At 66.0% G+C, this 18,960-nt stretch carries 20 protein-coding genes; 11 read left to right on the top strand and 9 right to left on the bottom strand.

All coding sequences use genetic code 11. The features are described 5' to 3' along the window. Positions 1-147 precede the first annotated feature (147 nt). Complete coding sequence (gene clpA / locus C265_RS03435) at positions 148-2,442, bottom strand: ATP-dependent Clp protease ATP-binding subunit ClpA (protein ID WP_010814997.1); 2,295 nt, start codon at positions 2,440-2,442, stop codon at positions 148-150. Then, positions 2,439-2,765 carry an ATP-dependent Clp protease adapter ClpS gene (gene clpS / locus C265_RS03430; RefSeq protein WP_010814998.1) on the bottom strand — a complete coding sequence of 109 codons (327 nt, stop codon included), beginning with the start codon at positions 2,763-2,765 and terminating at the stop codon, positions 2,439-2,441. The genes clpA and clpS overlap by 4 nt, the downstream gene beginning before the upstream one ends. A gap of 513 nt (positions 2,766-3,278) precedes the next feature. Here clpS and C265_RS03425 point away from each other — a divergent pair. Further along, the gene (locus C265_RS03425; RefSeq protein ID WP_010814999.1) at positions 3,279-3,485 is read left to right on the top strand and encodes a cold-shock protein; all 207 of its coding nucleotides are present in this window, start codon (positions 3,279-3,281) and stop codon (positions 3,483-3,485) included. Between the two features lie 214 nt (positions 3,486-3,699). On the opposite strand, the gene C265_RS03420 is transcribed toward C265_RS03425, so the two are convergent. Further along, on the bottom strand, positions 3,700-4,161 hold the full coding sequence (locus C265_RS03420; protein ID WP_010815000.1) for a VOC family protein: 462 nt from the start codon (positions 4,159-4,161) through the stop codon (positions 3,700-3,702). A gap of 148 nt (positions 4,162-4,309) precedes the next feature. Further along, positions 4,310-5,560: an NADP-dependent isocitrate dehydrogenase gene (icd, locus tag C265_RS03415; RefSeq protein ID WP_010815001.1), complete on the bottom strand. Its 1,251-nt coding sequence runs from the start codon at positions 5,558-5,560 to the stop codon at positions 4,310-4,312. Positions 5,561-5,833: 273 nt separating this feature from the next. On the opposite strand from icd, the gene C265_RS03410 reads away from it, so the two are divergent. From C265_RS03410 to C265_RS03400, 3 genes are all read left to right on the top strand, one after another. Next, positions 5,834-6,496 carry a pseudouridine synthase gene (locus C265_RS03410; RefSeq protein ID WP_010815002.1) on the top strand — a complete coding sequence of 221 codons (663 nt, stop codon included), beginning with the start codon at positions 5,834-5,836 and terminating at the stop codon, positions 6,494-6,496. A gap of 105 nt (positions 6,497-6,601) precedes the next feature. Next, complete coding sequence (locus tag C265_RS03405; RefSeq protein ID WP_010815003.1) at positions 6,602-6,805, top strand: hypothetical protein; 204 nt, start codon at positions 6,602-6,604, stop codon at positions 6,803-6,805. Positions 6,806-6,994: 189 nt separating this feature from the next. Continuing rightward, a complete protein-coding gene (locus C265_RS03400) occupies positions 6,995-7,453 on the top strand; it encodes a DUF192 domain-containing protein (RefSeq protein WP_010815004.1) in 459 nt (152 codons plus the stop codon). Positions 7,454-7,505: 52 nt separating this feature from the next. Here C265_RS03400 and C265_RS03395 read toward each other — a convergent pair whose 3' ends face one another. Further along, on the bottom strand, positions 7,506-7,991 hold the full coding sequence (locus C265_RS03395) for a YajQ family cyclic di-GMP-binding protein (protein ID WP_010815005.1): 486 nt from the start codon (positions 7,989-7,991) through the stop codon (positions 7,506-7,508). Between the two features lie 125 nt (positions 7,992-8,116). Here C265_RS03395 and murB point away from each other — a divergent pair, with 125 nt between their 5' ends. After that, on the top strand, positions 8,117-9,127 hold the full coding sequence (gene murB, locus C265_RS03390) for a UDP-N-acetylmuramate dehydrogenase (protein ID WP_010815006.1): 1,011 nt from the start codon (positions 8,117-8,119) through the stop codon (positions 9,125-9,127). Positions 9,128-9,160: 33 nt separating this feature from the next. On the opposite strand, the gene C265_RS03385 is transcribed toward murB, so the two are convergent. Both C265_RS03385 and argF read right to left on the bottom strand, forming a co-directional pair. Continuing rightward, complete coding sequence (locus C265_RS03385) at positions 9,161-9,472, bottom strand: pyrimidine/purine nucleoside phosphorylase (protein ID WP_010815007.1); 312 nt, start codon at positions 9,470-9,472, stop codon at positions 9,161-9,163. An 84-nt stretch (positions 9,473-9,556) separates the two neighbouring features. Next, positions 9,557-10,480, bottom strand: a complete 924-nt coding sequence (argF, locus tag C265_RS03380; RefSeq protein WP_010815008.1) for an ornithine carbamoyltransferase — start codon at positions 10,478-10,480, stop codon at positions 9,557-9,559. A 438-nt stretch (positions 10,481-10,918) separates the two neighbouring features. Here argF and C265_RS03375 point away from each other — a divergent pair, with 438 nt between their 5' ends. After that, complete coding sequence (locus C265_RS03375; protein WP_010815009.1) at positions 10,919-11,218, top strand: DUF3579 domain-containing protein; 300 nt, start codon at positions 10,919-10,921, stop codon at positions 11,216-11,218. A gap of 113 nt (positions 11,219-11,331) precedes the next feature. On the opposite strand, the gene rpsT is transcribed toward C265_RS03375, so the two are convergent. Continuing rightward, positions 11,332-11,598 carry a 30S ribosomal protein S20 gene (gene rpsT, locus C265_RS03370; protein WP_010815010.1) on the bottom strand — a complete coding sequence of 89 codons (267 nt, stop codon included), beginning with the start codon at positions 11,596-11,598 and terminating at the stop codon, positions 11,332-11,334. 328 nt (positions 11,599-11,926) lie between these two features. On the opposite strand from rpsT, the gene murJ reads away from it, so the two are divergent. Both murJ and C265_RS03360 read left to right on the top strand, forming a co-directional pair. Further along, entirely contained in the window at positions 11,927-13,477 is a 1,551-nt protein-coding gene (gene murJ / locus C265_RS03365) for a murein biosynthesis integral membrane protein MurJ (protein ID WP_010815011.1), read from the top strand. Positions 13,478-13,573: 96 nt separating this feature from the next. Beyond that, entirely contained in the window at positions 13,574-14,422 is an 849-nt protein-coding gene (locus C265_RS03360) for a SirB1 family protein (protein WP_010815012.1), read from the top strand. A 54-nt stretch (positions 14,423-14,476) separates the two neighbouring features. Here C265_RS03360 and C265_RS03355 read toward each other — a convergent pair whose 3' ends face one another. Then, complete coding sequence (locus C265_RS03355) at positions 14,477-15,130, bottom strand: VTT domain-containing protein (RefSeq protein ID WP_035821236.1); 654 nt, start codon at positions 15,128-15,130, stop codon at positions 14,477-14,479. Between the two features lie 165 nt (positions 15,131-15,295). Here C265_RS03355 and mutL point away from each other — a divergent pair, with 165 nt between their 5' ends. The 3 genes from mutL to C265_RS03340 all read left to right on the top strand — a co-directional run bounded on the left by mutL (position 15,296) and on the right by C265_RS03340 (position 18,862). Next, positions 15,296-17,278, top strand: a complete 1,983-nt coding sequence (gene mutL, locus C265_RS03350; protein WP_010815014.1) for a DNA mismatch repair endonuclease MutL — start codon at positions 15,296-15,298, stop codon at positions 17,276-17,278. A gap of 33 nt (positions 17,279-17,311) precedes the next feature. After that, positions 17,312-18,280, top strand: coding sequence for a tRNA (adenosine(37)-N6)-dimethylallyltransferase MiaA (gene miaA / locus C265_RS03345; RefSeq protein ID WP_010815015.1), 969 nt, complete (start codon positions 17,312-17,314; stop codon positions 18,278-18,280). An 81-nt stretch (positions 18,281-18,361) separates the two neighbouring features. Beyond that, entirely contained in the window at positions 18,362-18,862 is a 501-nt protein-coding gene (locus C265_RS03340; RefSeq protein ID WP_010815016.1) for a GNAT family N-acetyltransferase, read from the top strand. Positions 18,863-18,960 lie beyond the last annotated feature (98 nt).

The following is an 18,960-nucleotide window of genomic DNA, read 5'->3' as shown; positions in this document are numbered from 1 at the left end:
TTGCGCGGCCAGCTGCGGCCGCAAACCCGTGCCCCGACGGGCATGGCCGGCGGCCGCCGGGACAAAAAGAAAAGGGGCGGCATGACTGCCGCCCCCGTATTTTGCCCGATGACCGGCCACGTTGCTGGCAACGCGGCCGATAACCGCTCAGGCTTCTGCGCGCTGTTCCTCGGGCGCCTCGGGCGGTTCCGGCTCGATCTCGGAGAAATCGAGCTTGATCTGGTCCTGCTCGTCCAGGTCCACCACCACCTTGCCGCCCGAAACCAGCCTGCCGAACAGCAGTTCGTCGGCCAGGGCCTTGCGGATCATGTCCTGGATCAGGCGCTGCATCGGGCGCGCGCCCATCAGCGGATCGAACCCCTTGTGCGCCAGGAACTTGCGCAGCTTCTCGGTAAAGCTGGCTTCCACCTTCTTCTCGTGCAGCTGCTCTTCCAGCTGCATCAGGAACTTGTCGACCACGCGCAGGATGATTTCCTCGTCCAGCGAGCGGAAGCTGATCATGGCATCCAGCCGGTTGCGGAACTCCGGCGTGAACATGCGCTTGATGTCAGCCATCTCGTCGCCCTGCTCGCGCGAGCTGGTGAAGCCGATGGTGGCGCGGTTCATGGTCTCCGCTCCCGCGTTGGTGGTCATGATGATGATCACGTTGCGGAAGTCGGCGCGCCGGCCGTTGTTGTCGGTCAGCGAACCATGGTCCATCACCTGCAGCAGGATATTGAAGATATCCGGATGTGCCTTCTCGATTTCGTCCAGCAGCAGCACGCAGTGCGGCTTCTTGGTGACGGCCTCGGTCAGCAGGCCACCCTGGTCGAAGCCGACGTATCCCGGCGGCGCGCCGATCAGGCGGCTCACCGCGTGGCGTTCCATGTACTCGGACATGTCGAAGCGCAGCAGCTCGATGCCCATGATGAAGGCGAGCTGCTTGGCGACTTCGGTCTTGCCCACGCCGGTGGGGCCGGAGAACAGGAACGAGCCGATCGGCTTGTCGGTCTTGCCCAGGCCGGCGCGCGACATCTTGATCGCCGAGGCCAGTGCCTCGATCGCCGGGTCCTGGCCGAACACCACCGACTTCAGGTCGCGGTCCAGCGTCTGCAGCTTGCTGCGGTCGTCCTGGTTCACGCTCTGCGGCGGGATGCGTGCGATGCGCGAGACGATGTCCTCGATCTCGCCCTTGCCGATGGTCTTCTTCTGCTTGGACTTCGGCAGGATGCGCTGCGCCGCGCCGGCTTCGTCGATCACGTCGATCGCCTTGTCGGGCAGGTGACGGTCGGTGATGAAGCGGGCCGACAGCTCCGCTGCCGCGGTCAGCGCCGAGGCCGCGTACTTGACGCCGTGGTGCTCCTCGAAGCGCGACTTCAGGCCGCGCAGGATCTGCACGGTCTGGTCGACCGAAGGCTCGACCACGTCGATCTTCTGGAAGCGCCGCGACAGCGCCGCGTCCTTCTCGAAGATGCCGCGATATTCCGTGAAGGTGGTCGCGCCGATGCACTTGAGCTGGCCCGACGACAGCGCCGGCTTGAGCAGGTTGCTGGCGTCCAGCGTCCCGCCCGAGGCAGCGCCCGCGCCGATCAGCGTGTGGATCTCGTCGATGAACAGGATCGCGTTCGGATTGTCCTTGAGCGACTTGAGCACGCCCTTCAGGCGCTGCTCGAAGTCGCCGCGGTACTTGGTGCCGGCCAGCAGCGCGCCCATGTCGAGCGAGTAGACGGTCGCCTTTTCCAGGATGTCCGGCACCTCGTTCTTGGTGATGCGCCACGCCAGGCCCTCGGCGATCGCGGTCTTGCCGACGCCGGCCTCGCCCACCAGCAGCGGGTTGTTCTTGCGCCGGCGGCACAGCACCTGGACCACGCGCTCGACTTCGCTCTCGCGGCCGATCAGCGGGTCGATCTTGCCGGCCTTGGCCAGCGTGTTCAGGTTCTGGGTGTATTGCTCGAGCGGGCTTTCCTTGCCGTCGCCGCCCTCGCCTTCGCCGGCGGCATCGCCATGCTTGGCGGGCTCGGACTGGTCCTTGCGGATGCCGTGGCTGATGAAATTGACCACGTCCAGCCGCGTCACGCCCTGCTGCTGCAGGTAATAGACCGCGTGCGAATCCTTCTCGCCGAAAATCGCGACCAGCACGTTGGCACCCGTCACTTCCTTCTTGCCGTTGGAAGTGGACTGGACGTGCATGATCGCGCGCTGGATCACGCGCTGGAAACCGAGCGTGGGCTGGGTATCGACCTCGTCGGTACCCGGCACTACCGGCGTGTTATCCGCGATGAAGTTCTTAAGGCTGGTGCGCAGGTCTTCTATATTGGCCGCGCAGGCGCGCAAGACTTCCGCTGCCGTGGGATTGTCGAGCAATGCCAGCAGCAGGTGCTCCACGGTAATGAACTCGTGGCGTGCCTGCCTGGCTTCGACAAACGCCATATGCAGGCTCACTTCCAATTCTTGCGCAATCATGCTTCCTCCATCACGCACTGCAGGGGATGCCCCGCCTGCCGCGCGTGCGTTGACACCAGCTCGACCTTGGTCGCTGCAATATCCCTGGTGTAGATACCGCAGACGCCCTTTCCTTCCCGGTGCACGGTGAGCATGATCTGCGTCGCCGTTTCCCGGTCCCTGCTGAAATACTGCTGCAGGATCATCACTACAAACTCCATCGGAGTGTAGTCGTCATTAAGCAGCACCACCTTGAACATGGCGGGCGGTTTAAGCGCCTGCTCTTTCCGCTCCAGGATGGTGCCCGCTTCGCGTTGTGGGACATTCGCAAGCCGTGTAGCCATGGCTTTATTCTAACCCTTACTCGCAACTCTGCAATTTGGGGAAAAGGCGCCGGATTCAAGAGCCGGGCCACCTGTTTCCGGTGGTGGAAGGACGCGGGATTTCACGCGGGAGGCATTGCAAGGCACGTGGCCGGCGCGGGCGGGACAGCAAGCACGGCAGCCCTGGCGCATGCCGCCAAGGTACCACCAGGTGCCGTCCCATTCCCGCCACACCCTGCTGGCAGTGGGGAATCCGCCAACTTGACAGTATCCTGCTTTGCCAGAAGAATCGTTCGCACACCTGCCGACGGCCAACGAGCCAAAGCAACAGCCGAGACAGGTGATCCGTGAGCAGGGAGGCCACGGCCGCCGCGGCGGCGAGTCAGCATCGAGACTGTCCGCCACGCGATTGCACCTCGCCGCGCGTCATCGCCGGCCGCGCCTCAGGACGCGGCAGGTCATGGCGCCGCAGTCCGTGCCGTCTGGCCGGCAAGGCTTCCCCGCTTTGAAATCTGCTATTTCGTGGGGGAGTATATGGCAAGCGGTATCGTCAAATGGTTCAATGACGCCAAGGGCTTCGGGTTCATCAAGCCGGACGAGGGCGAAGAAGAACTGTTTGCGCACTTTTCGGCTATCCAGATGTCCGGCTTCAAGACGCTGAAGGAAGGTCAACGCGTCTCGTTCGAGGTGGTCCAGGGCCCCAAGGGCAAGCAAGCCACCAATATCCAGGACGCCAGCTAAAGCGCGCCGCGACCGCATCCCGGCCGCAGAGCCGCGGAGCGGTCAACCAGGGTGTGGGGGGAGCTCCCCCGGGACGGGATCGATGCCAGCGCCCCGCGTTGCCGCCACGGCGGTGCGGCGGGTGCCGGCGCGGATCAGCTGCACGCACCACATCCGACTGAAAGCCCGGCTTCGCGCCGGGCTTTCTGCTTTCCGGGCCCCCGGGTCCGGACCATCAGGCCCAGCCGTCGATCTTCAGCCCGCTGGCCTGCTCGGCCTCTTCCCTGGTGACCTTGCGCACAGTCTGGCCGAAGGTCCAGACATGGCCCTCCGCGTCCCGGGCCGTGTAGGTCCGGTCGCCGTAGAACTCGTCCTGCGGCTCGCGCAGGATCACGGCGCCGGCGGCGCGGGCGCGCTCGCAATGCTGGTCCAGCCCTTCCTGCAGGTGCACGTGCAGGGTCTGGGTATTCTTGCCCCCGATCGAGGCCGGGCTGGCGGTAAAGTCCGCCCACTCGCTGCCCACCATCAGGTAGCTGTCGCCGAAACGCATTTCAGAATGCACCAGCTGGTCCTGCTGGTCGCGGATCACCATGACCCGCTCAAAGCCGAAGGCGCGCTCCAGCCAGTCCAGGGCCGCCAGCGGGTCCTTGTAGAAGAGGGCCGCACCGAACGCGGTGCGGCGGAAGGGATCGTCCATGCCTGTCTCCTCGGGCCGCCAGGCCCGTCAGTCCAACCCCTGACGTTCTAGGCAACAGTGGCGCCCGGGGCAAGAAAAAACCCCGGCGCCGACCAGACGGCACCGGGGTTTTCCTTGGCAGGTCGCCCGCCGCAGCGGGAGTCCGTGCTTACATATTGTCGATCATCACCTGGCCAAAGCCCGAGCACGACACCTGCGTCGCGCCTTCCAGCAGGCGGGCGAAGTCATACGTCACCTTCTTGGACAGGATCGACTGCTCCATCGACGAGATGATCAGGTCCGCGGCTTCGGTCCAGCCCATGTGACGCAGCATCATTTCGGCCGACAGGATTTCCGAGCCCGGGTTGACGTAGTCCTTGCCGGCGTACTTCGGCGCGGTGCCGTGGGTGGCCTCGAACATGGCAACCGAGTCAGACATATTGGCGCCCGGGGCGATGCCGATGCCGCCGACCTGTGCGGCCAGCGCGTCGGAGACATAGTCGCCGTTCAGGTTCAGCGTGGCGATCACCGAGTATTCGGCCGGACGCAGCAGGATCTGCTGCAGGAAGGCGTCGGCAATGGCGTCCTTGATCACGATGTCCTTGCCGGTCTTCGGGTTCTTGAACTTGCACCACGGGCCGCCGTCGACCAGCTCGGCGCCGAATTCCTTTTGCGCCAGCTCGTAGCCCCAGTCACGGAAGCCACCTTCGGTGAACTTCATGATGTTGCCCTTGTGCACCAGCGTCACCGACGGCTTGTCGTTGTCGATGGCGTACTGGATCGCCTTGCGCACCAGACGCTCGGTGCCCTCGCGCGAGACCGGCTTGATGCCGATGCCCGAGGTCGCCGGGAAGCGGATCTTCTTCACGCCCATCTCGTCCTGCAGGAACTTGATGAGCTTCTTCGCCTGCTCGCTTTCCGCCGCCCATTCGATGCCGGCGTAGATGTCTTCCGAGTTCTCGCGGAAGATCACCATGTCGGTCTTTTCCGGCTCACGCACCGGCGAGGGCACGCCCTTGAAGTAGCGCACCGGGCGCAGGCAGACGTACAGGTCCAGCTGCTGGCGCAGTGCCACGTTCAGCGAGCGGATGCCGCCGCCCACCGGCGTGGTCAGCGGACCCTTGATCGAGACCACGTAATCCTTGAGCACCTCCAGGGTTTCGTCCGGCAGCCACACGTCCGGGCCGTAGACCTTGGTGGACTTCTCGCCGGCGTAGATCTCCATCCAGGCGATCTTGCGCTTGCCGCCATAGGCCTTGGCCACAGCCGCGTCGACCACCTTGATCATCACCGGGGTGATATCGAGGCCCGTACCGTCGCCTTCGATGTAAGGAATGATCGGATTGTCCGGGACATTCAGCGAAAAGTCCTGGTTGACCGTGATCTTTTCGCCGGCCGGAACCTTGATGTGTTGGTACATGACGTCTCCAGTACGGAACGGTTGTGACTGCCGCCGGTTCATGGCCGGTCGGCGAGATTCGGGGAGATGGCGCTGTGGCATTGTAGCGGGCCTTGCTGCGCGCCCGTGCTGCATTGCATCACCCTGGCGCCATCCTGGGCTGCCTTCAGTCTTATATAAGACACAAGACTAATTTCGTATTATGCAGCAATTTTTCATCATCCGCCAATCGGGCCGGACCCCAGATCCGCCGATTTCCCGGCCCGGCGCGCCGCTGCGGCATACTTGCGCCCCATGACCCTGATTGCCCTGAACAAGCCGTTTGGCACCATGAGCCAGTTCTCGGAACACCCGACGCGCCCGACGCTGGCCGCGTGCGTGAGCGTGCCCGGCGTCTACCCGGCCGGGCGGCTCGATGCCGACAGCGAGGGCCTGCTGCTGCTGACCGACGACGGCGCGCTGCAGGCGCGCATCGCCGACCCGCGCCACAAGCTGGAGAAGACTTACCTGGCCCAGGTCGAAGGCATTCCCGATGCCGCCGCGCTGGCCCGGCTGCGCGCCGGGGTAGACCTCGGCGACTTCGTGACCCAGCCCGCCAGGGTACGCGCCATCGACGCGCCCGACTGGCTGTGGCCGCGCCAGCCGCCGGTGCGCTTTCGCGCGGCGATCCCGACCGCGTGGCTGGAGCTGAAGATCCGCGAGGGCAAGAACCGGCAGGTGCGCCGCATGACCGCCGCGGTCGGCTTTCCCACATTGCGGCTGGTGCGCGTCGGGATCGGCCCGCTCGACCTGCGCGCGCTCGGCCTCGCGCCCGGGGCCTGCTGCGAGGTGTTGCCGGCGCAACTGGGACTGGCACCGGCAGCACCGCGCATGCGCCAGGAGCCGGCACCTCGATCCCATGTCTCGAAGACCAGACAGGCGAACGACACCAAGCGGCGTTCTCGTTACAAAAACTAACAAGTCGCGGGTCAACGCTGGCGGCAGCGGCCTCGTTCTTGTCGGGGACACGTCCTATCACGCGTCAAACTTTCCGACTGTTCTCATCCTTCGAGGTAATACGTCATGAAAAAACTGATCGCTGCTCTGGTTGTTGGCCTGTTCGCCACCGGCGCCTTCGCCCAGGCTTCGGCACCTGCTGCCGCCGACGCTGCAGCGCCCGCGGCCACCAAGGAAGCCCCGAAGACCACGACCAAGAAGAAGACCACCAGCAAGAAGCACAGCAAGAAGAAGGCTGCCCCCGCCGCTTCGGCCCCGGCTGCCCAGTAATCGCTGGCGCCCTTCCTGCCCCGTGCGCTCGCGAGGCAGGAAAGAGAAGGCAGGCTGCCGCCAGGCGCCTGCCTTTTTTGTTGCCGCGACAGCTCGTGATGCGCGACGTACGGCCCGCCGCACATCGGTACACTGCGCGTGCGCTATGCTTGCGGCTGCCGCTGCCCGCGCCATTTCAGACTGAACACCATGTCCTTCCTGTCCAACACGCTGTTGTCACGATGCTCCTCGATTGCCGGCCTGCTCGCGCTGAGCGCCGGGATCGCGCACGCGCAGGCCGCGCTGCCGGTGGTGCCGCTCACCGCGGGCATGTTTGCAATCCAGGCCGAGGTTGCCGCCACGCCGGCGGCACGCGAGCAGGGGCTGATGTACCGCACGACCATGGCCCCCAACGCCGGCATGCTGTTCGTGTTCGAGCAGAAGGCGGGCCACTGCTTCTGGATGCGCAACACCGAGCTGCCGCTGTCGATCGCCTTCCTGGCCGATGACGGCACCATCGTCAATATCGAGGACATGGCGCCGCGCACGGAGAGCAATCATTGCCCGAAGGCGGCGATCCGCTATGCGCTGGAAATGAACAGGGGATGGTTCGCGCAGAAAGGCATCAAGGCCGGCGCGAAAATCGGCGGACTGCCGCAGCCTCGCTGAGTGCGGCAGCGCCAGGCGGCGCCGGCAGGAGCACCGGCGCGGGAGGCAGGAATCAGTCGCGGAAGTTGTTGAAGTCCAGCGGCGCCTCGGACACGTCCTTGCGCAGCATCGCCATCACGCTTTGCAGGTCGTCGCGCTTGGCGCCCGACACGCGCACCGCATCGCCCTGGATGCTGGCCTGCACCTTGATCTTGCTGTCCTTGATGATGCGCACGATCTTCTTGGACAGGTCGCCGGTCACGCCCTTCTTGATCGAGATCACCTGCTTGACCTTGTCACCGCTGATCTTGTCGATCTTGCCGTAGTCCAGGAAGCGCACGTCAACGTTGCGCTTGGCCATCTTGTTGATCAGCACATCCTTGACCTGGCTCAGCTTGAAATCATCGTCGGCAAAGGCAGTCAGTTCATTTTCCTTGTGCTCGACCCGGGCGTCCGAGCCCTTGAAATCGAAGCGCGTCGAGATTTCCTTGTTGGCCTGCTCGACGGCGTTCTTCACCTCAACCATGTTCGCTTCGCACACTACATCAAACGACGGCATTGCATTCTCCTTGTGATCCGTATGCCCGGAAGCCGGCCGCGCACGGCGCCTTCCGTATAATCCAGCCTACCTCGCAGTTCCGGGTCGCTTGCCCTCCAGCGGCGGCCGCGTCACCTTTCCCTTGCATGGCAGATTTCCACGAATTCTATCCCCTGCGTCGCCACAATACATTCGGATTCGACGCGCGCGCGCGCTTTGCGGTGCATGTGCGCAGCGAAGCCGACCTGACCGCGGCCCTGGCCGACCCGCGTGCCGACGGCCTGCCCCTGGTGGTCCTGGGCGGCGGCAGCAATGTGGTACTGACCGGCGACCTGGACGCGCTGGTGCTGCTGATGGAAATCCCCGGCTACCAGCCGGAGGAGACTGGCGATGCCTGGCTGGTCACCGCCGGCGCCGGCGAGAACTGGAACGCGCTGGTCAACCGCACCATCGCCGACGGCATGCCCGGCCTGGAAAACCTGGCGCTGATCCCCGGCACCGCGGGCGCGGCGCCGATCCAGAATATCGGCGCCTACGGGGTGGAGCTGCGCGAGCGCTTCGAAGGCGTGCGCGCCTATGACCGCCACACCGGCGCATTCGTGTGGCTGGACCTGCGGGCCTGCGGCTTCGGCTACCGCGACAGCCTGTTCAAGCACGCCGGCGCCGGCCGCTACATCATCACGGCGGTGACGCTGAGCCTGCCCAAGGCGTGGCAACCGGTGCTGTCGTACGGAGAGCTGGCGCGCGAACTCGATGGCCGGGCTGCGCCCGATGCGGCCACGATTCGCGACGCCGTGGTCGCGATCCGTTCGCGCAAGCTGCCCGACCCGGCACAGCTGGGCAATGCGGGCAGCTTCTTCAAGAATCCGCTGGTCAGCGCGGCGCAGCGCGACGCGCTGCTGCAGGCCAACCCGGACCTGGTCAGTTATGCGCAGCCGGACGGCTCGTACAAGCTGGCAGCCGGCTGGCTGATCGACCGCTGCGGCTTCAAGGGCATGACCGATGGCCCGGTGGGCGTCTACGGCAAGCAGGCGCTGGTGCTGGTGCACCACGGCGGCGGCACCGGCGCGATGCTGCTGGCACTGGCCAACCGCATCGCCGATGCGGTGCAGGCGCGCTTTGGCGTGCGCATCGAACCGGAGCCGGTAGTGCTGTAAAGCAGGTGGGCCAGGACCGGCCCGCCGCGCCGGTCACGCGAAGTGGCAGACGTAGTCCAGCGTTTCCTGCACCTCGATATCGAAGCTGCTGTTGCCCGGCACGCTGAACTGCTGGCCCGCGCCATAGGTCTGCCAGTCTTCCGAACCGGCCAGGCGCACGCGGCAGGTGCCGGCGTTGATTTCCATGATCTCGGGCGCGCCGGTGTTGAAGGTCAGCGCGGCCGGGAAGATCACGCCCAGCGTCTTGCGGGTGCCGTCCGGGAACAGCACGGTGTGGCTGACGCACTTGCCGTCAAAGTACAGGTTGGCTTTCTTGACGACCGACACGTTGTCGAACTGGCTCACTTCCATCTCCTTGGGTTTCTGTACGAAAGACGTAAAAAGAGGGGCCATCGCGGCCCCTCCCTGTTCACCCCGCGCCGCGCTGGTTCAGTAGCGGCCGCAGAGCAGGTATTCCATCAGCGCCTTCTGCACGTGCAGGCGGTTCTCGGCCTCTTCCCAGACCACGCTCTTGGGACCGTCGATCACGGCGGCCTCGACTTCCTCGCCGCGGTGCGCCGGCAGGCAGTGCATGAAGAGCGCGTCGGGCGCGGCGCGGTCCATCATCGGGGTCGTGACCATCCAGTCCTTGAAGGCGCGCTTGCGGGCGTCGTTCTCGGCCTCGAAGCCCATGCTGGTCCAGACATCGGTGGTGACCAGGCTGGCGCCCTGGCAGGCCGTTAGCGGATCGTCGAAGACCTTGACCAGGCCGGCTGCCGACGCCGGCACCATCGCCGGATCAAGCTGGTAGCCCGGCGGCGCCGAGAAATGGAAGGTGAAGCCGAGCCGCTCGGCGGCCTGGATCCAGGTGTAGGCCATGTTGTTGGCATCGCCGATCCACGCCACGGTCTTGCCGCGGATACTGCCGCGCTGCTCGATGTAGGTGAAGACGTCGGCCAGCACCTGGCACGGGTGGTATTCGTTGGTCAGGCCGTTGATCACCGGCACGCGCGAATGCGCGGCAAAGCGCTCGATGATGTCCTGGCCGAAGGTGCGGATCATGATGATGTCGACCATGCGCGAGATCACCTGCGCCGCATCCTCGATCGGCTCGCCGCGGCCCAGCTGCGAGTCGCGCGTGTTCAGGAACACCGCGTGGCCGCCCAGCTGGTGGATGCCGGCTTCGAACGACAGGCGCGTACGCGTGGAATTCTTCTCGAAGATCATGGCCAGCGTGCGGTCGTGCAGCGGGTGCCAGGTCTCGTAGTTCTTGAACTTGGCCTTCAGGATCCGCGCGCGATCCAGCAGGTACTCATACTCGTCGGGAGTGAAGTCGCTGAACTGGAGGTAATGCTTGATCGGGGTTGAGCTCATAAAACAAAGAAGGCGGCTCGGTGGGGACGCGCCGTCACGAAGTGTTCATGACTCAAGCGCGCCGCGGAGCCGCCTTTCGCGTCGCATACGCAATTTAACTGCAAGAATCATAAGGGATTATTTCTGCTTTGGCGAGTCCGGGACAACCCGGCACGGACTTGCGCCCTGCACTTGCCCGGGCCCGCTGACAGGTTCCCGACAGGATTTCGCCCTTATGCGCAACTCTTATATAAGATATAATACCCGCTGATTCACGCGGGGCCCGGCATACCCATGCCGCTGCCCGCCGCCGGCATCAAAAGTGCCCCCGCAAGACACCGACGCCCCGCCTTCCGGCTGGAACCAGCGCGAACCAAACGCGCCCCGGCCGCGCCAAACGGGCGCCCGTCCAGCGGGTTTACCGTCGAGTCGTCCGCCTCACCCGCAGTGTCCAGCCTCATGAACCCCAACGTTCGCGAATTCTTTATCCAAGGCATTACCAAGGAAGGCAAGACCTTCCGTCCGAGCGACTGGGCCGAACGGCTGTGCGGCGTGATGGCGCAGTTCCGCCCCGAGGGCGACAGCGGCGACCCGCGCCTGACCTACTCCCCCTACGTGCGGCCGATCTTCGCCGGCAATGTCAAATGCGTGGTGGTGGACGTGCGGCTGCGCGACATTGAACCCAAGGCGCTGGATTTCGTGCTTAACTTTGCGCGCGACAACAACCTGCAGCTGGTTGAAGCCTGTTCGCTGGAATAAGCGTGCCGGCCTGGCGCCGGAAAGCAAAAAAGCTCGTCGGATGACGAGCTTTTTTGTTGGCGGATGCCTGGGCACCCTCCTCTGCTGGACCGCCGGGGCGGCCCGGGCAGCGATCAGGCAGCCATCGACTTGATGGCGGCCGACAGGCGCGACTTGTGACGTGCAGCCTTGTTCTTGTGCACGATCTTCTTGTCGGCAATGCTGTCGATCACGGCTTGCGAGTTCTTGAAGATCTCGGCGGCAGCGGCCTTGTCGCCAGCGTCGATGGCCTTGCGGACGGCCTTGACGGCGGTGCGCAGACGCGAACGCAGGCTGGAGTTGTGAGCGTTCTGGGCAACGGCCTGGCGGGCGCGCTTGCGAGCTTGTGCGGAATTTGCCATGTAAAAATATCCTGAATTCAGATGCGTGCCGCGGGGGACACAACAATTAAGTCATATCGAGCGACCCGGGATGCACTGACACACGAATCCGGAACGCAACTGTCCTTGTGAATCGGCAATTATACACAGATGCCGGCGCACAAAGCAACACGGCGGACACTTTGCCAGCTCAGGCCCGGGCGGGCGCCGGGCCGGTCCGTATAATAAGCGCCACATTGTGCCGGGGCACGTGGCGCGCCGGCAACTTTATCGCCCGGACCGCGTCTCAGTGGCGTCCCCGGCATGCGGTGCGCCCGCACCGATCCACCGTCCCGCACCGACCCGCACCTTGAACCTGCTCAAAGCGCTCGCCACCATCAGCAGCCTGACGATGCTCTCGCGCATCACCGGCCTCGTGCGCGAGATCCTGATCGCCCGCGCCTTCGGCGCGTCGGAGATGACCGACGCGTTCAACGTGGCCTTCCGCATTCCCAACCTGCTGCGCCGCATTTTCGGCGAAGGCGCGTTCTCGCAGGCCTTCGTGCCGATCCTGGGCGAATACCATACCAAGCGCGGCGACGAGCCGACCAAGACACTGATCGACGCCGTCGCCACGGTCATGACCTGGGTGCTGATGGGCGTGTCCCTGCTTGGCGTGATCGGGGCACCGCTGGTGATGACCGCGGTCGCCACCGGCTTCCGCGGGCAAAGCGAGACCTATACCGCGGCCGTGTTCATGACGCGGGTGATGTTCCCGTATATCGGCCTGATCTCGCTGGTGGCGCTGGCGTCCGGCATCCTCAATACCTGGCGCAAGTTCGCGGTGCCGGCCTTCACGCCGGTGCTGCTCAACCTGTGCCTGATCATCGCGGCCCTGTTCGTCGGCCCGCACATGGACCAGCCGATCTACGCGCAGGCGTGGGGCGTGCTGGTCGGCGGCGTGCTGCAGCTGGCGATCCAGGTGCCGGCGCTGCGGCGCCTGGGCGTGATGCCGCGGCTGAGCTTCAACCTGCGCGCGGCGTGGTCCGATCCCGGCGTGCGCCGCATCCTGCGGCAGATGGGGCCGGCGCTGCTGGCCGTGTCGGTGGCGCAGATCAGCCAGATCATCAATACCAATATCGCCTCGCGGCTGGCCGCGGGCAGCGTCTCTTACCTGACCTATGCCGACCGGCTGATGGAATTCCCGACCGCGCTGCTGGGCGTGGCGCTGGGGACCATCCTGCTGCCGAGCCTGTCCAAGGCCAACGCCTCGGGCGACCATGCCGAGTACTCGAGCCTGCTCGACTGGGGCCTGCGCCTGACCTTCCTGCTGGCGGTGCCCTGCGCGGTGGGGCTGTTCGTGTTCGGCGCGCCGCTGACCGCCGTGCTGTTCAACTATGGCAAGTTCGACGCCCACGCGGTCGAGATGACGCGCCAGGCGCTGGTCTCGTACGGCGTCGGCCTGATGGGGCTGATTTCGATCAAGATCCTGGCGCCCGGCTTCTATGCGCGCCAGGATATCCGCACGCCGGTGAAGATCGCACTGCTGGTGCTGGTGATCACGCAGGCCTGCAACTATGCGTTCGTGCCGTGGATCGGCCATGCCGGGCTGGCGCTGTCGATCAGCGCCGGCGCCACCATCAACGCGCTGCTGCTGTTCTTCGGCCTGCGCCGGCGCGGCCTGTACCGGCCGGCGCCGGGCTGGTGGCTGTTCCTGGCGCAGCTGTGCGCCTCGGTGCTGCTGCTGTCCGGCATGCTGCTCTGGTTCGCGCGCAACTTCGACTGGATCGGGCTGGGCGCGACGCCGCTGCTGCGCATCGCGCTGCTGGCTTCGTGCCTGGTACTTGCAGCGGTGGTCTACTTCGGTACACTGTGGCTCATGGGACTGCGCTACTCTGCCTTCAGGCGCCGCGCCGGCTGATGGGCCAGCGAATCTGCCAACGCATGGGCCACCTAACGAGCCGGCAATGGTGACCCACGCTGCGCGCGGTGCCGGCGGCTGCACCGGGAAACCGACATGACATCCACCAAAGTCCTGGATTATTTCGCCAGCCTCGTGGCTGACGAAAACGGCATCCCGCTGACCGAAACCGCGCTGTCCATCGCGCAGGACGCCTACCCCGACCTGGACCTGCAGTCCGAGCTTGCGGCGCTGGACGTGCTGGCGCTGCGCCTGAAGCGCCGGATCGCCGAAGGCACCCCCGCGATCCAGCGGCTGCGCCTGCTGAACCATTTCTTCTATCGCGACCTGGGTTTCGGCCCGAACGCGAACGACTACTACGACCCCGACAACTCCTACCTGAACGTGGTGCTGCGCCAGCGGCGCGGCATCCCGATCTCGCTTGCGGTGCTGTTCATGGAGCTGGGCCAGCAGATCGGCCTGCCGCTCAAGGGCGTGTCGTTCCCCAACCATTTCCTGCTGCGCATGACGATTCCTGCCGGCGAGGTGATCCTGGACCCGCTCACCGGCGAGACCCTGTCGAAGGAACGGCTGCAGGAAATGCTGGACCCGTACCTGGAGCGCGAAGGCATCAGCGATGCCAGCCAGGTGCCGCTGGGCCTGTTCCTGCGCGCGGCCAGCCACCGCGAGATCGTCGCACGCATGCTGCGCAACCTGAAGGCGATCTACCTGCAGGAGTCGCGCTGGCAGAGGCTGCTGGCGGTGCAGAACCGGCTGGTGATCCTGCTGCCGGGTTCGATCGAGGAAGTGCGCGACCGGGGGCTGGCGTACGCCAACCTGGAGTGCTTCCGCCCCGCGCTGGCCGACCTGGAAGCCTATGTGCTCGCCCGGCCCGATGCGGCCGATATCGGCCAGATCCGCGAGCGCATGCCGGCGCTGCGGATGATGAGCCGCAGCCTCAACTAAGAACCCGCTTCATAGTGAAAAAAGGGCGCGAAGGCTGCGCGGCCCCTCACTTGCTCAGCGCTCCACGCGCGTGGGCCGGCGGCGGTTGCCGCGCACCAGCTTCCACAGCCCGCCCAGAACCAGCGGCACCACGGCCGCGCCAATGCCGGCCAGCACGATCAGGTTCAGGTACTGGCGGATGAACGGCAGGTTGCCGAAGAAGTAGCCGGCAAAGACCAGGCCGACCACCCAGGCCACGGCGCCGACCACGTTGAACATCTGGAAGCGCGCAAAGGTCATCTGCGACACGCCCGCCACGAACGGGGCGAAGGTGCGCACGATCGGCACGAAGCGCGCCATCACCAGCGTCTTGCCGCCGTGCCGCTCATAGAAGTCATGGGTGCGGCGCAGCGCATCCTGGTCCAGGAAGCGCCACTGATGGTCGAACACCTTGGGCCCGATCCAGCTGCCCACCAGGTAGTTGACGGTATTGCCGGAAATCGCCGCCACCAGCAGCAGGCCGATCAGTGCCCACTCGTTCATGGCGCCGGTTGCGCAGAAGGCGCCCGCGATAAACAGCAGCGAGTCGCCCGGCAGGAACGGCAGGACCACCAGACCGGTTTCGGCAAAGACGATCAGGAACAGGATGGCATAGACCCAGTGGCCGTACTGGTCGATGACCGTGCCGAGGTATTTGTCGACATGCACCAGCATATCGATGAGCTGCAAAGCGAGATCCAAGTCGTTCCCCGTTGATGGTTTGGTTGACTGCGTTCTGTCCGATGCGGCCTGGGCCGCCTTGGCCTGAATCATACAAGAGCCGCCGCGCCAATCCGTCACCTGCGGCGCCTTTGCGCGTCCGACTCCGTGCGGGCGTCCACGTATAATCGCCGGATGCCTGCCTCCGCCTCCAGCACCGCCCTGCGCACCACCCAGCAGCCGCGCCCGATCCGGCCGCTGCCGGACCAGCTCATCAGCCAGATCGCCGCCGGCGAAGTGGTGGAACGACCGGCCTCGGTGGTCAAGGAGTTGCTGGAAAACGCGCTCGACGCCGGCGCCACGCAGCTCGGCATCCGGCTGGAAGAAGGCGGCGTGCGGCGCATCGTCATCACGGACAACGGCTGCGGCATCCCTGCGGCAGAGTTGCCGGTCGCGCTGATGCGCCACGCCACCAGCAAGATTGCGTCGCTCGACGAACTGGAATCAGTGCTGACGCTGGGCTTCCGCGGCGAGGCCCTGGCCTCGATCGCCTCGGTGTCCCAGCTGGCCCTGACCAGCCGCACCGCGGCCGATGCCCATGCCACCCAGGTCAGCGCCGATACCGGCACGGTGCAGCCTGCCTCGGGCGGGGTCGGCACCACCGTCGACGTGCAGCACCTCTACTTCAACACGCCAGCGCGCCGAAAGTTCCTCAAATCGGAGCAAACCGAGCTGGGGCACTGCCTGGAGATGGTACGGCGCACGGCGCTGGCGCGGCCCGACGTAACCATCTCGGTCCACCACAACGGCAAGCCGCTGGAGCACTGGAATGCCGGCGACGTCGCCACCCGTACCGCGCAGGTGCTGGGCAATGACTTTGCCCGCGCCCGCCTGCCACTGGACGAAGAGGCCGACACGCTGCACCTGTATGGCTTTGCCGGGCTGCCCACCGCCTCGCGCGGGCGGCCGGACCAGCAGTACTTCTTTGTCAACGGCCGCTTCGTGCGCGACAAGCTGCTCAATCACGCGGTGCGCAGCGCCTACCAGGACGTGCTGCACGGCGACCGCTTCCCGTCCTATGTGCTGTGCCTGGACCTGCCGCCGGAGATGGTCGACGTCAACGTGCACCCGTCGAAGATCGAAGTGCGCTTCCGTGAATCGCGCGCCGTGCACCAGTTCGTCTACCACGCGGTGCAGCGTTGCCTGGCGCGGCAGGCCGGCGGGAACGGCGACAGCCTGCATACCGATGCCGACGGCGAGATCACCCTGCCGTCTGGCGGCGCGACACCGGCGGGCGGCGCACGGCCGGGCTTTGGCGGCGGCAGTGGTGGCGGCGGCCAGTGGATCAATTATTCCGCGGCACGCCAGACCGAACTCGGCATCGCCCAGCCACGCCAGGCCTACCTGGGCATGGTGCGCGATGCCGCCGCACCGGCAGCGCGGCCGTATGGCGCCATGCCCGGCACCCCGGCGCAAGCGCCGGCCTGGCTGGCCGACGCGCAGGCGGCACGCGCCGACGACCCGCCCGGCCTGCTGGACCGCCTGCCGCCGGCCGCGCGCGCCGGCTTTGCCGATCCTGCCGACGCCCCCGACGACCACCCGCTCGGCTACGCCATCGCCCAGCTGCATGGCATCTATGTGCTGGCGCAGAACGCGCGCGGGCTGGTGCTGGTGGATATGCATGCCGCGCACGAACGCATCCTGTATGAGCAGATCAAGGCCGGCCTGGACGCGCGCGACCTCGCGGTGCAGCCGCTGCTGATCCCGGTCACGCTGCCCGGCAGCCCGGTCGAGATCGGCGTGGCCGAAGAACACCAGGAGACACTGACGCTGCTGGGCTTCGATATCGCCCCGGTGTCGCCCACCACTCTCGCGGTGCGAGCGGTGCCGGCGCTGCTGCAGCAGGCCGATGCCGAAGCGCTGGCGCGCGATGTGTTGCGCGACCTGCATGCCTACGGCGGCTCGCGCGTGCTGGCCGAGCGCCGCAACGAACTGCTGGCCACCCTCGCCTGCCACAGCGCGGTGCGCGCCAACCGCAAGCTCACGCTCGAGGAAATGAATGCGCTCTTGCGCCAGATGGAGCAGACCGAGCGCGCCGACCAGTGCAACCACGGCCGCCCGACCTGGGTGCAACTGACCGTGACCGAGCTGGACCGGCTGTTCCTGCGCGGGCAATAAGCCGCTCGCCCCACGATTCATCCAAGGCTTTCGATGTCCGCCGTACCCCACGATTCCGCCACGCATCCGCCCGTGGTCTGCCTGCTCGGCCCCACCGCCTCGGGCAAGACCGCGGCCGCGCTGGCGCTGGCGGCCGACGCGCCGGTGGAGATCATCAGCCTGGATTCGGCGCTGGTGTACCGCGAGATGGATATCGGCACCGCCAAGCCCACGCGCGAAGAACTTGCAGCCGCGCCGCACCACCTGATCGACATCATCGACCCGGCCGACAGCTACTCCGCGGCGCAGTTCGTCACCGATGCCGAACGGCTGATCGCACAGATCCGCGCGCGCGGCCATGTGCCGCTGATCGTCGGCGGCACCATGCTCTACTACAAGGCACTGACGCAGGGGCTCAATGACCTGCCCCAGGCCGATGCCGCGCTGCGCGCGGAGCTGGACCAGCTTGCCGCCGAGCGCGGCTGGCCGGCGCTGCATGCGATGCTGGCCGAGGTCGACCCGGTCACCGCGGCGCGGCTCGCGCCCAATGACGCGCAGCGCATCCAGCGCGCGCTGGAGATCCACCGCCTGTCCGGCCAGCCGATGTCGGCACTGCTGGCACGCCAGGCCGAGGGGCGCACCTTTGCCGGCGCGGCGGACCAGCGCTTCCGCGTGATTGCGCTGGAGCCATCGGACCGCCTGGCGCTGCACGCGCGCATCGCTCAGCGTTATGACGCGATGCTGGCCAACGGCTTTATCGAGGAAGTCGAGCGGCTGCGCCGGCGCGGCGACCTGCATCCGGGCTTGCCGTCGATCCGCTGCGTCGGCTACCGGCAGGTATGGGAGTACCTGGACGGCGACGCAGACTTTGCCACCATGCGCGAGCGCGGCATCGCCGCCACGCGCCAGCTGTGCAAGCGCCAGCTGACCTGGCTGCGCAGCACGCCCGAGCGGCTGGTGGTGGATTGCCTGGCGCCCGGGTATGTCGACCAGGTGCGCAGGCTGGCGGACTTCGGGCACTGACCCGATTGCATGCAAGCTGGCGCGGCAAGTGACGCACAGGCGATAATTCCGAATCCCTGTTTTCCGGAGAGCCGACCCAGCATGTCCAAGCCCGCCTTCACGCTCCGCCCCGCCACCGCCGCCGACAGCGAGACGCTGTTCAACCTGATCCTGGCGCTGGCCGAATACGAAAAGCTGACGCATATTGTCGAAGCCACGCCGCAGAAGATCCAGGATGCACTGTTCGGCGCCACGCCGCATGCCGAAGCGGTGCTGGTCGAAGTCGACACCGATGGCGGCCGGCAAGCCGTCGGCTTTGCCCTCTTCTTCCACAATTTCTCAACCTTCCTGGCCAGGCCCGGCCTGTACCTGGAAGACCTCTATGTCGATCCGGCCTGGCGCGGCCACGGCCTGGGCAAGGCGCTGCTCAAGCACCTCGCTGCGCTGGCGGTCGAGCGCGGCTGTGGCCGCTTCGAATGGTCGGTGCTGGACTGGAACCAGCCGTCGATCGACTTCTACCAGGCCATGGGTGCGGACGTGCTGCCCGACTGGCGCATCTGCCGCGTGACCGGCGAGGCGCTGGACAAGCTCGGCGCGAAGTAAGAACGGCAACCGGTCCGACGCCGCTGTTATACACTTGATGGCAAGCCGCCATACAATAACGGCACCGACTGTCTTTTTTCCGGGCCGCCAACGCCAAC

This window comes from Cupriavidus sp. GA3-3, assembly GCF_000389805.1.
Lineage (GTDB): Bacteria > Pseudomonadota > Gammaproteobacteria > Burkholderiales > Burkholderiaceae > Cupriavidus > Cupriavidus necator_D.
This window is presented reverse-complemented; position numbering and strand designations above follow the sequence as displayed.

Excerpts from the sequence above, each read along its gene's own strand:
- argF (WP_010815008.1), bottom strand. The coding sequence starts at position 10,480 with ATGAGCTCAACCCCGATCAAGCATTACCTCCAGTTCAGCGACTTCACT.
- mutL (WP_010815014.1), top strand. The coding sequence starts at position 15,296 with ATGCCTGCCTCCGCCTCCAGCACCGCCCTGCGCACCACCCAGCAGCCG.
- clpS (WP_010814998.1), bottom strand. The coding sequence starts at position 2,765 with ATGGCTACACGGCTTGCGAATGTCCCACAACGCGAAGCGGGCACCATC.
- rpsT (WP_010815010.1), bottom strand. The coding sequence starts at position 11,598 with ATGGCAAATTCCGCACAAGCTCGCAAGCGCGCCCGCCAGGCCGTTGCC.
- C265_RS03395 (WP_010815005.1), bottom strand. The coding sequence starts at position 7,991 with ATGCCGTCGTTTGATGTAGTGTGCGAAGCGAACATGGTTGAGGTGAAG.
- icd (WP_010815001.1), bottom strand. The coding sequence starts at position 5,560 with ATGTACCAACACATCAAGGTTCCGGCCGGCGAAAAGATCACGGTCAAC.
- C265_RS03425 (WP_010814999.1), top strand. The coding sequence starts at position 3,279 with ATGGCAAGCGGTATCGTCAAATGGTTCAATGACGCCAAGGGCTTCGGG.
- C265_RS03375 (WP_010815009.1), top strand. The coding sequence starts at position 10,919 with ATGAACCCCAACGTTCGCGAATTCTTTATCCAAGGCATTACCAAGGAA.
- clpA (WP_010814997.1), bottom strand. The coding sequence starts at position 2,442 with ATGATTGCGCAAGAATTGGAAGTGAGCCTGCATATGGCGTTTGTCGAA.
- miaA (WP_010815015.1), top strand. The coding sequence starts at position 17,312 with ATGTCCGCCGTACCCCACGATTCCGCCACGCATCCGCCCGTGGTCTGC.
- C265_RS03360 (WP_010815012.1), top strand. The coding sequence starts at position 13,574 with ATGACATCCACCAAAGTCCTGGATTATTTCGCCAGCCTCGTGGCTGAC.
- C265_RS03410 (WP_010815002.1), top strand. The coding sequence starts at position 5,834 with ATGACCCTGATTGCCCTGAACAAGCCGTTTGGCACCATGAGCCAGTTC.
- C265_RS03420 (WP_010815000.1), bottom strand. The coding sequence starts at position 4,161 with ATGGACGATCCCTTCCGCCGCACCGCGTTCGGTGCGGCCCTCTTCTAC.
- murB (WP_010815006.1), top strand. The coding sequence starts at position 8,117 with ATGGCAGATTTCCACGAATTCTATCCCCTGCGTCGCCACAATACATTC.
- C265_RS03405 (WP_010815003.1), top strand. The coding sequence starts at position 6,602 with ATGAAAAAACTGATCGCTGCTCTGGTTGTTGGCCTGTTCGCCACCGGC.
- C265_RS03340 (WP_010815016.1), top strand. The coding sequence starts at position 18,362 with ATGTCCAAGCCCGCCTTCACGCTCCGCCCCGCCACCGCCGCCGACAGC.
- C265_RS03400 (WP_010815004.1), top strand. The coding sequence starts at position 6,995 with ATGTCCTTCCTGTCCAACACGCTGTTGTCACGATGCTCCTCGATTGCC.